The following is an 11,870-nucleotide window of genomic DNA, read 5'->3' on the forward strand; positions in this document are numbered from 1 at the left end:
ATCTCACCTAAATCAATTAAGACTTAGCTTCGCGACTTGCACGCTTACGATCGCTTTCCGAAAGGAACTTCTTACGGATGCGGATGCTTTCAGGTGTTACTTCTACTAGCTCGTCATCATCGATGAACTCAAGTGCTTGCTCTAGAGTCATAATGATTGGCGGAGTAAGAACCTGTGCGTCATCAGTACCAGAAGCACGAACGTTAGTTAGCTGCTTACCTTTAAGCGGGTTTACCGTTAGGTCGTTGTCACGGCTATGGATACCGATAACCATGCCTTCGTAAACCTCAACACCGTGACCGATAAACATACGGCCGCGCTCTTGTAGGTTAAACAGTGCGTTTGTTAGCGCTTTACCAGCACCGTTCGAGATAAGTACACCGTTTACACGCTGACCAATCTCACCGCCCTTGAATGGACCGTAGTGATCGAACGTGTGGTATAGAAGACCAGAACCAGACGTTAGTGTCATGAATTCAGTTTGGAAACCGATTAGACCGCGAGATGGCATCATGAAGTCCATACGAATACGACCTTTACCATCTGGAGCCATGTCCGTTAGCTCACCTTTACGTAAGCCGATAGCTTCCATGATGCTACCTTGGTGCTCTTCCATTACGTCGATAGTTACAGTTTCGTATGGTTCTTGCTTCTGACCATCTTCTTCTTTGATGATAACTTCAGGACGAGAAACCGCTAACTCAAAGCCTTCACGACGCATGTTTTCGATCAGGATAGATAGGTGTAGTTCACCACGACCAGATACACGGAACTTATCTGGATCATCCAGTTGCTCAACGCGTAGTGCTACGTTGTGTACCAGTTCCTTCTCTAGACGCTCAAGGATGTTACGTGAAGTCACGAACTTACCTTCTTTACCTGCGAATGGAGACGTGTTTACTTGGAATGTCATGGTTACTGTTGGTTCGTCAACAGACAGTGCTGGTAGCGCTTCCACTTCACCCTGCGCACAGATAGTGTCAGAGATTTTTAGCTCGCCAAGACCAGTGATTGCGATGATATCGCCTGCAGTTGCTTGCTGAACTTCGTGACGCTCAAGGCCTAGGTAACCTAAAACTGTACCTACTTTACCGTTACGAGTCTTACCATCAGCACCGATAACCGTTACTTGTTGGTTCGGCTTAACCGTACCACGAGTCACACGGCCTACACCGATAACACCAACGTAAGAGCTATAGTCTAGCTGAGAGATCTGCATTTGCAGTGCACCCTCAGGGTCAACAGCAGGTGCTTCAACGTTATCAACGATAGCTTGGAACAATGGTTCCATGTTCTCGCCTTCTTCGCCTTCTTCCAACGTTGCCCAACCGTTTAGCGCTGATGCGTAAACTACTTGGAAGTCTAATTGTTCGTCAGATGCACCTAGGTTGTCGAACAAGTCAAATACTTGGTCCATAACCCAATCAGGGCGAGCACCTGGGCGGTCGATTTTGTTGATAACAACAATAGGCTTAAGGCCATGTGCAAATGCTTTTTGCGTTACAAAGCGAGTTTGCGGCATCGGACCATCTACAGCGTCAACGATCAGCAGTACAGAGTCTACCATCGACATAATGCGCTCAACTTCACCACCGAAGTCCGCGTGTCCCGGAGTATCTACGATGTTGATGCGGTGATCATTCCAGTTGATCGCTGTGTTTTTAGCAAGGATCGTGATACCACGTTCCTTTTCGATATCATTCGAGTCCATAACTCGCTCTTCAGTTTCACCGCGAGACTCTAGAGTACCGGATTGCTGAAGTAGCTTGTCAACAAGGGTAGTTTTACCGTGGTCAACGTGCGCGATAATCGCAATGTTTCTTAACTTATCAATCTGTGGAGTTGACATAGATTTCTTTCACTCAGTCAAGAGTCGCCGCACGATAGCCGCTGACTCGATTAAAAAAACGCCCGCAATATACCAGAAATTACGAGAGTTGTGATCTTCTTCGTTGAAATCTTGCTTAAACATAGTCGGTTTAAGCTAGTTTTGCCGTAAATATCGGGCGCTAGCGCCAAATTCACTATTTTAGCGCAGTCGATCTGCGCATCGTAGGATTGCAGTTGACACCGATTCAAAAACCATGCTGAATGTATGGCATCATTGATTCAACTTGGTGCAGAAATTTAACATTGCACCATAAAAGTGCATTCAATGATCATTTTGGTGCATCATCTTGCTCCATTATGATGAGTAATTTTGTAACAACATGAAAAATAACGGATTTATTTTTTGGCACGGTTTTAGCTTTAGTAAAATCAGCATCGATTAACGCACTTCAATAAGCAGACGTTAATCAATGCCGATTAACACTAATCGAGTACTTAACCGCTTTAATAACACTGGAGGTTTTCCAAGATGTCAGTAGAAAATGTTCTATCGCTGATCCAAGAGAACGAAGTTAAATTCGTAGATCTACGCTTTACAGACACTAAGGGTAAAGAGCAGCACGTTTCTATCCCTGCACACCAAGTAGATGCAGACTTCTTTGAAGAAGGCAAAATGTTCGACGGTTCATCAGTTGCTGGTTGGAAAGGCATCAACGAATCAGACATGGTAATGATGCCTGACGCGGCAAGCGCAGTTCTAGACCCATTCACTGAAGATGCAACTCTGAACATTCGTTGTGACATCCTTGAGCCTGCAACAATGCAAGGCTACGACCGTGACCCACGTTCAATCGCTAAGCGCGCAGAAGACTACCTACGTTCTACTGGCATTGCAGATACTGTACTTGTTGGTCCAGAGCCAGAGTTCTTCCTATTTGACGATGTTAAATTCGCAACAGACATGTCTGGTTCATTCTTCAAGATTGACGACGTAGAAGCGGCTTGGAACACAGGCACTGACTTCGAAGGTGGTAACAAAGGTCACCGTCCAGGCGTTAAAGGTGGTTACTTCCCAGTAGCTCCAGTTGACTCTTCTCAAGATATCCGTTCTGCAATGTGTCTAGTTCTAGAAGAAATGGGTCAAGTTGTTGAAGCTCACCACCACGAAGTAGCAACAGCGGGTCAGAACGAAATCGCTACTCGTTTCAACACGCTAACGGCTAAAGCGGACGAAATCCAAGTTTACAAGTACGTTGTACACAACGTTGCTCACGCATTTGGTAAGACAGCGACATTCATGCCTAAGCCTCTAGTAGGTGATAACGGTTCTGGTATGCACGTTCACCAATCTCTAGCGAAAGACGGTGTTAACCTATTCGCTGGCGACAAGTACGGCGGCCTATCTGAAATGGCGCTTTACTACATCGGTGGTGTTATCAAGCACGCTAAAGCAATCAACGCATTTGCCAACGCATCAACTAACTCGTACAAGCGTCTTGTACCAGGCTTCGAAGCACCAGTTATGCTTGCTTACTCTGCACGTAACCGTTCTGCTTCTATCCGTATCCCAGTGGTACCAAGCCCGAAAGCGCGTCGTATCGAGCTACGTTTCGGTGACCCATCAGCAAACCCATACCTATGCTTTGCTGCAATGCTTATGGCTGGTCTTGACGGTATCAAGAACAAGATTCACCCAGGTGAAGCAATGGACAAAGACCTTTACGATCTACCAGCTGAAGAAGCTGCAGAGATCCCAACAGTGGCTTACTCACTAAAAGAAGCGCTAGAGTGTCTAGACGCTGACCGTGAGTTCCTAACTTCTGGCGGTGTATTCTCTGATGACTTTATCGATTCTTACATCGATCTTAAGTCTCAAGACGTAGAGAAAGTAAACATGACAACTCACCCACTTGAGTTCGAACTATACTACTCAGTATAATTCAAAGGTTTACAACCAATTATTAGGCTCGCCTCGCAGGCGGGCCTTTTTTATGTCCGTGTTATTTCTTGCAGCATTACCATCAGGACTCTTAAGTAACGCAAGGTTCCGCTAACATGAAATCTGCCCTGATATTGATACTGTGTATCCTGAGTCCCCTATCTTGGAGTATAGAGATCTACACCTGGGTCGATGAAAAAGGTGTGCAGCACTTCAGTGATCATCCTACTAACCCTCAATCGTCGTTAATTGTGTTGCCTGAGCCTCCCGCCCCTTACCCCAGCAATGAAGTTTCCCCAGCAACAAGTTCTTTCTCAGAAACTCCAACACCCAAGCCTATCAGGCTAAAAGTCAGCATCCGCACTCCCACTCACGATGCCACCATTCGCAACAACGCTGGTAATTTCGATGTTATTGGTCACATAGATGGCAGACTTCACGTCGCAGCCAAGCTGCAACTTCTTCTCGATGGCAAGGTATATGGTGCACCGAAAACTACTCCTTATTGGTCATTAACCGCAATTGACCGAGGAACTCACACCCTAACCATTCAAGCGCAACAAAACGGCAAGGTTATTGCATCGTCCAATACGATAACAGTGCATTTACATCGTGCATCGGTGCAATCGCCATAGCCATCAGCGTTTACGCTTTTACTCTATAAAAAATTGCGCCATACTTGGAATTATCAATGCACCATTTTAGTGCATAAACAAAAGACATTGCGTGCAACGCACCATAATAAAGCAACGCAATGCAAAACCGATTAAGGATAGCGTGTGGCAAACTGTGAACTCACCAGTGCAATACTCAATAATGTGGTAACGGCGACCTTAATGCTCAATGAGGGATTAACAGTTCAATACGCTAACCCTGCCGCAGAGCAATTGTTCTCGCAAAGTTCCAAGAGACTGCTTAATTGCCACCTTTCTCAATTTATTCAACACGCTTCTCTAGACTTGGCTTTACTTACTCAGCCTCTACAAAGTGGCCAAAGTATTACCGATAGTGATGTCACTTTAGTTGTTGATGGCAAACCGCTGTTATTAGAGGTGACTGTTAGCCCCTTATCTTGGAATAAGGAACTGATGCTTTTGGTGGAAATGCGTAAGATTGGTCAGCAAAAAAGGCTGACTCAGGAGCTCAACCAGCATGCCCAACAACAAGCTGCAAAGTTGCTGGTAAGAGGCCTCGCTCATGAGATAAAGAACCCGCTTGGGGGCCTGCGAGGTGCGGCACAACTTTTATCAAAGATGTTGCCTGACCCCTCACTTAATGAGTACACCAATATCATCATTGAACAAGCAGACCGATTAAGAGCGCTGGTCGATAGGCTTCTTGGACCACAACGTCCAGGAACGAAAAAAGAAGAAAATCTACACCTCATTTTAGAAAAGGTACGTCAGTTGGTAGAGCTTGATGCAGGAACCAGCCTGACCATAGAGCGAGACTATGACCCTAGTCTACCGCCGATCTTGATGGATACCGACCAAATCGAACAAGCGTTATTGAACATTACCAGTAATGCCGCGCAAATATTAAAACAACAAGATAATGGGCAAATCACCTTGCGCACGCGCACTGTGCATCAAGCCAATATTCATGGACAGCGCCATAAACTCGCTGCTCGGATAGAGATTATTGACAATGGCCCCGGCATTCCGGCCGAACTCCAAGATACGCTGTTCTACCCCATGGTAAGTGGCAGAGAAGGCGGAACGGGTCTTGGGCTGTCCATTTCGCAAAATTTGATCGACCAACATAATGGAAAAATAGATGTAGAAAGTTGGCCCGGTCGCACCATTTTTACTATTTATCTGCCTATTTAGCCTCAAGGAGAAAGAGGACTTAATATGGCTTGCTGTAAGGAAGTTTGGCTATGAGTAAAGGATATGTATGGGTCGTCGACGACGACAGCTCAATACGATGGGTAATGGATAAAACCCTTTCATCAGCAAATATCAAATGCGAGACATTTGCCGATGCAGAAAGCGTGCTAATGGCATTGGAGCGGGAAACACCGGATGTATTGGTGTCCGATATCCGTATGCCCGGTATTGACGGCATTGAACTGCTAAATCGAGTTCAAGAAAGCGCCCCAGATTTACCAGTCATCATAATGACCGCACACTCTGATCTCGATGCGGCGGTAAACGCCTACCAAAAAGGCGCCTTTGAGTATCTACCTAAGCCTTTTGATATCGATGAGACCCTCACTCTGGTCGAGCGCGCTATTACTCACAGCCTAGAGCAGAAAAGTGCTCTTTCACAGGAAGAGGTGATCGCAGCTGATGCACCGGAAATTATTGGTGAAGCGCCCGCTATGCAAGAAGTGTTTCGAGCGATTGGCCGTTTATCTCGTTCCTCCATTTCTGTACTCATTAATGGTGAATCAGGTACGGGTAAAGAGCTTGTCGCGCACGCCTTACATCGCCACAGCCCTCGCTCTAGCAAACCTTTTATCGCACTCAATATGGCGGCAATTCCCAAAGACCTTATCGAGTCAGAGCTATTTGGCCATGAGAAAGGTGCATTTACTGGTGCAAATAGCGTGCGCCAAGGACGTTTTGAACAAGCCAACGGCGGGACCTTATTCTTAGATGAGATTGGTGACATGCCATTGGATATTCAGACTCGATTGCTACGCGTCTTAGCCGATGGGCAGTTCTATCGTGTCGGTGGGCACTCTGCAGTCAAAGTGGATGTACGTATCGTCGCCGCGACTCACCAAAACCTCGAAAAGCTGGTGACCGAAGGCGAATTCCGTGAGGATTTATTCCATCGTCTTAACGTCATTCGTATCCATATCCCATCTCTTCGAGAACGTAAACAGGATATTGAAAAGCTGACATTGCATTTCTTGTCTTTAGCAGCAGAAGAACTCGGTGTGGAGACCAAGTCTCTTAATCCGGACACAGTGGATATCTTAAATAAGCTCGACTGGCCGGGAAATGTGCGCCAGCTTGAGAATACCTGTCGATGGCTCACGGTGATGGCCAGCGGCAGTGAAATTCTACCAAGTGATTTGCCTACCGAGTTATTAGAAGAGCCAAGACGCATTACTGATATCGGTGCTGGGGATTGGCAGTCACTACTCTCTTCATGGGCTCAGCAGGCCCTTGAGTCTGGTGAGACAGAAATACTTAACCATGCACAACCGCAATTCGAGCGTATATTGCTTGAAGCAGCTCTTAGCCACACCAATGGCCATAAGCAAGATGCAGCGAAAGTGCTCGGCTGGGGACGGAATACTCTTACTAGAAAGCTAAAAGAACTCTACTAACAAAGTTCTTATTAGATCATCGACTTGCCTAACGCACCGCCATTATTTAGGTCATTTAGTCTCAAATGACCTAAATAATTCTATCAATCGGCCGATTTATAACTATTGATTATTAATACGTTACGGCAAAGCCTCAGGCCTATCTGCGAGCTCGTTGCCACACAACATCAGAGCATATGCCAGGTTTACTGAAAATCTCCTTCAAGAAAGCCCTAATCACACCATTTATTTTGGTGTTTCTGTGCTCGATCGGCACCATTTTATGGCTACAGAAAGAGCACTACGACGACCTTGCGTTGGAGATAAGTGAAAAGCAGCTTACTAGCTTAAGCTACAACGTGATTCAGAGCTTAGATATCTATCTTGAAAGGCCGATGGCAGTGGCCGACGCATTAGCTCATGCGATTGAATACCATCAGCTGTATTCCGCCAATGATGCTCTAGCTATCGAAGATTATTTGCTGTCCAGTTTTAAATCCCTTCATACTGAGTTTTCGCAAATTGACTTATTGGGTTTTGGCGGCGAGTTAGGTGAATTCCTTGCCATACGAGATGCAAAGTCCATTCATACCCCAAACGGTTACTCTTTGATGGTAAAGGACGCGAATACTGGTGAGCAGCTTAATATCTACCAAGGTGAAAACCGACAGTCTCAAGTCATCGATACCATAAAACCTTATGACCCAAGATTGCGCCCTTGGTACCAGCCGGTCAAAGAAAACCCCGTGGCTATGTGGTCAAAGCTGTATGCCAACGCCGACGCGGAACAAGAAGTGACAATTTCTGCTCTCGCTCCGGTATTTAGCTCAGACGGAGACATTCGAACCTTCGTTGGAGTGGCTGCTGTTGATGTACAGATCGATACTTTTAGTCTCTTTCTCAATGAATTAAAACACGCCCATAACGCGCAAGTCTTTATTATTGATAACCAGCGTCAGCTCATCGCACAAGCCGATGATGAATCGATTCTCGATGCTAACGGACAAAGGCTATCAATGGCTGACCGCTTGCATCCTGCTTTGACCTTTCTTGATCAAACTTTAGATAATACCGAACTGACTGAACCTCACTTATTCGCCTTTCCTTACCGGGGAGACACCCATTATGTGATGGTTAGTCATTATCAAACTAATACCAATTTAAGTTGGTACGTTGTGGTATCTATCTCCAATCACGCTCTGCTTGGCGATATACCCATGATTAGCAACCAAACGCTAATCGCGGGCTTGATTTTAGGCGTGCTGGGGTTACTTGTCGGTATCGTCATCATCAACCGACTGATTCTGCCTATGTCTGAAACCGCTGAGGCGGCAAAACAGATTTCTAATGGCTCTTGGGACTACCCATTACCCAAAAACAATCGTATCAAAGAGATCTCGCTGCTCGTAGAAAGCTTCTCCGCCATGCGCTCACACTTGCAAGCATCGTTTCATACTTTGCGAGAACAGCTCACCCGTGACAGCTTGACCAAGCTGTATAGCCGACAAGGCTTTATTGAGACCTGCAATGCAATGAAAAGCAACAGCGGCTGTATGATGCTGCTCGGTATTAATCAATTTAGAGATATCAATGACAGCTTAGGTCACCATCAAGGTGATATTTTACTCTCCGTCATTGCAGAGAGACTCAAAGCGTGGGTGTTGCTTGAAAATGGTGTGCTAGGGCGAGTTGCCGGTGACGAGTTTGCCATCTACCTACCTGATGTGAAGCCACAGCAACAGATGTGTTATCAACATCGAATTAGACAGATATTCAGCGCCCCCTTCGTGATGCAAGGTGAGCCATTAATGTTACAGGTCTCTATTGGTATCGCACCTATTACCGAAGAGGATACCACAGACACAACGCTGCGAAATGCAGGCATTGCCCATAGCCACGCAAAGTTTGATTGTCAGCGCTGCTGCATTTATACCCCCGACATGGCAGAGAGTTCGAAAAAGAAAACACGCTTGTTAGCGACATTACGTCATGCCATTGATAACAAGAAGTTTGAGGTGCATTTCCAACCCATTATTGAACTCGACAATGGCCAAATTTTAGGTGCTGAAGCTCTACTGCGACTTCGTGATGATGAAGGACAATTCATTTCACCTTTGGATTTCATTCCTATTGCTGAAGGTTCGGGACTGATTAGCAGTATTGGTCGGATTATGGCAGAGAAAAGCCTCGAAACCGTTGTCAAAGCCATCAAACAACAACAGTTACCTGCGCACTTTCAATTGCACATTAATGTCTCAGTCATTGAACTAGCGAGCGCAAGCTATGTGGATGAATTGTCAGGACTGCTCAAACGAGCAGGTTTTCCGGCAAGTCAGCTTACTGTCGAAGTGACGGAATCGCGACTGGCTGACAATGATCCAATCACCCTTGGCAACCTCAGCAAAATTAGAGCGCTTGGCGTTAATATTGCTATCGACGATTTTGGTACTGGCTATTCTTCCCTCGCCTATCTCCACAAGCTGCCATTTAATAGCCTGAAGGTCGATAAAGCCTTTGTAGATAGACTGACTCCAGACAATGCTGAGCAGAGTGTTGTTGCAGCAATCACTAAGCTATCAAGCAGCTTTAGGTTTACGCTTGTGGCTGAAGGGATAGAAACACCACTGCAAGCTAAGCTCGTTCATGACCTTGGCTGTCATCATGCACAGGGGTATTTGTATGGTCGACCGACACCGTTAGAACAATGGCCGCAGCTGGCTGCTGCGACCAATATGAAAAATACGGTAGATATTAAATAACGCGGGAGAACTGTTGCTGACGCGCTTTTTGACGCAGATATTTGTCAAAACACATGCAGATATTACGAATCAATAAACGACCACGCAGTGTCACTTCAATTGAATCGTCTGACACTGCAACTAATTCATCATCAATAAACGTTTGCAGCAATTTCATATCTTCAGCGAAATAGCTTGAGAAGCTAATGCCAAAGGTCTTTTCTATAAATGTTTTGTCGAGCTTGAAGTTACAGATAAGCTGCTTGATCACTTCACGGCGAATCAAGTCATCTTTATCAAGGACTACACCTTTCCACAGTGCATGTCTCAAATCATTCACTTGAGCGTAGTACTTTTTCAGCTCTTTCTGGTTTTGTGCGTAGCTGTCGCCAATCATAGAAATCGCAGAAACACCAAAACCAACTAGGTCGCAATCACCTTGCGTCGTGTAACCTTGGAAGTTTCGATGCAGCTCACCCGCACGCTGTGCAACCGCTAATTCATCTTCAGGAAGAGCGAAGTGGTCCATACCGATAAACTGATAGCCTGCGCCAGTCAACGTCGCAATAGTATCTTGCAAGATCGCCATTTTTTCTTCAGCTTGAGGAAGATCCTCGTCTTTAATCTTACGCTGCGCGGCAAATAAGTTTGGCATGTGAGCATAATTAAACACCGATAAACGCCCTGGACGCATGGTCAGAACCTGCTCAAGTGTCTCGGCAAAACGCTGTTTCGTTTGCTTCGGTAAACCATAGATAAGGTCGAGGTTGGTTGAACGGAAACCTAGTTGTTTGGCACGCTCAGCCATGGCAAAGATAAACTCTTCATCTTGCTCACGATTCACCAGCTTTTGCACTTCTTTATTGAAGTCTTGAACGCCGATACTCAGGCGGTTAAAGCCTTCTGAGCGCAGATGGTCCAACATATCCAACTCAATTTCACGCGGATCAACTTCGATACTAATCTCAGCACCTTCTTGGAAGAAGAACTCACCACGAAGAATTGCCATCAATCGACTGATCTGGCTTTTGGTTAGGAAGGTTGGCGTACCGCCACCAAAATGCAACTGAGTCACTTTACGACCCTGAAGCAATGATGCACGCTGACGAATTTCGTGTTCGATAACATCGAGATACTCATCGGCTTTGTGTGCATGACGGGTAATCACTTTATTACAGCCACAGTAATAGCAAAGCTTATGGCAGAACGGAATATGAACGTACAGCGATAGTGGACGTTCTGGATATTGAGTACACGCCATGTCGTAATCAGAGATGGTATAAGCTTCGTGGAACTCGACAGCGGTCGGATATGAGGTATAACGAGGACCCGAGTAGTTATACTTATCGAGAATCGCTTGATCCCAGACTATCTGTTGCTTAGTTTCTGATTGACTTTGAGACATGGTAATACTTCCAATAAACATGTGTTTCTTGACGCCCCAATCGCAACCTAACGAACGCAGATTGGCGGTGCGTCAACTAGGCGCTATTTTGCCACAGGAATATGACAGGGAGCGCCGTTAACTGCATTTTTGCTCAAATCGTCAACAAAAATGCTAGCTTGATCACTAGTCATGACCAACGAAACGAAAAGGCTATCCTACAAGCTTAATATCAATGGCATTGTTCAGTGGCTTAACCTTCTGCTGAAGGTTTTTGAGCTCTTCGATAATTGCGTCATTCAAACGCGCTTCTGCCTTCTGACGTGTAAGGTTATCCCGCATTCGGTCTTGCTTTTTCATCTCTTGTCGCGCATCACCGCGTGGCATATCTTTAACGATATGATATAGCTCAGAAGTCGCGGGGTAGCTCTCATCAAAATCGACACGGTCATTACCTTGAACGTAGTCCATGATGTTGTAGAGTCTAATCGCCGCTTCTGATACATCACATTGCCCTTGAATCGTCGCTAAACAAATCGTATCGACGCTTTCAAAAATGTTGGCATTTCGCTTTTGGATAGCCAAGTCGCGATGCTGCTGTTGCAACTCCTTTTGCTTTTTAAGTTGCAGTAGCAAATAGCCCGCATAACTAGCCAAGCCGACAATAATGATGGCACCAGCAATAGCTAACAGTGTGAAGGTATTCATCTACTCTAC

Annotated in this window: 8 protein-coding genes; 5 read left to right on the forward strand and 3 right to left on the reverse strand. The window is 45.7% G+C overall.

Going from position 1 to position 11,870, the window contains the following annotated elements; all coding sequences use genetic code 11:
- Positions 1-16 precede the first annotated feature (16 nt).
- Positions 17-1,849 carry a translational GTPase TypA gene (typA, locus tag HOP38_RS15485; RefSeq protein WP_006074982.1) on the reverse strand — a complete coding sequence of 611 codons (1,833 nt, stop codon included), beginning with the start codon at positions 1,847-1,849 and terminating at the stop codon, positions 17-19.
- A 510-nt stretch (positions 1,850-2,359) separates the two neighbouring features.
- Between typA and glnA the strand changes: the two genes are divergently transcribed.
- The 5 genes from glnA to HOP38_RS15510 all read left to right on the forward strand — a co-directional run bounded on the left by glnA (position 2,360) and on the right by HOP38_RS15510 (position 9,790).
- The gene (gene glnA, locus HOP38_RS15490; RefSeq protein ID WP_006074981.1) at positions 2,360-3,769 is read left to right on the forward strand and encodes a glutamate--ammonia ligase; all 1,410 of its coding nucleotides are present in this window, start codon (positions 2,360-2,362) and stop codon (positions 3,767-3,769) included.
- A 116-nt stretch (positions 3,770-3,885) separates the two neighbouring features.
- Entirely contained in the window at positions 3,886-4,404 is a 519-nt protein-coding gene (locus HOP38_RS15495) for a DUF4124 domain-containing protein (protein ID WP_198558440.1), read from the forward strand.
- Between the two features lie 144 nt (positions 4,405-4,548).
- Positions 4,549-5,598: a nitrogen regulation protein NR(II) gene (glnL, locus tag HOP38_RS15500; protein ID WP_062463174.1), complete on the forward strand. Its 1,050-nt coding sequence runs from the start codon at positions 4,549-4,551 to the stop codon at positions 5,596-5,598.
- A gap of 50 nt (positions 5,599-5,648) precedes the next feature.
- Positions 5,649-7,052: a nitrogen regulation protein NR(I) gene (glnG, locus tag HOP38_RS15505; RefSeq protein WP_062463177.1), complete on the forward strand. Its 1,404-nt coding sequence runs from the start codon at positions 5,649-5,651 to the stop codon at positions 7,050-7,052.
- A 176-nt stretch (positions 7,053-7,228) separates the two neighbouring features.
- Positions 7,229-9,790 carry a bifunctional diguanylate cyclase/phosphodiesterase gene (locus HOP38_RS15510; RefSeq protein ID WP_198558441.1) on the forward strand — a complete coding sequence of 854 codons (2,562 nt, stop codon included), beginning with the start codon at positions 7,229-7,231 and terminating at the stop codon, positions 9,788-9,790.
- Here HOP38_RS15510 and hemN read toward each other — a convergent pair.
- Positions 9,783-11,174 carry an oxygen-independent coproporphyrinogen III oxidase gene (hemN, locus tag HOP38_RS15515; RefSeq protein ID WP_038231134.1) on the reverse strand — a complete coding sequence of 464 codons (1,392 nt, stop codon included), beginning with the start codon at positions 11,172-11,174 and terminating at the stop codon, positions 9,783-9,785. The two genes, HOP38_RS15510 and hemN, sit on opposite strands and share 8 nt — an antisense overlap.
- A 192-nt stretch (positions 11,175-11,366) precedes the next feature.
- On the reverse strand, positions 11,367-11,861 hold the full coding sequence (locus HOP38_RS15520) for a DUF2489 domain-containing protein (RefSeq protein ID WP_198558442.1): 495 nt from the start codon (positions 11,859-11,861) through the stop codon (positions 11,367-11,369).
- Positions 11,862-11,870 lie beyond the last annotated feature (9 nt).

It is taken from the genome of Vibrio mediterranei, assembly GCF_013364395.1.
GTDB lineage: Bacteria > Pseudomonadota > Gammaproteobacteria > Enterobacterales > Vibrionaceae > Vibrio > Vibrio mediterranei.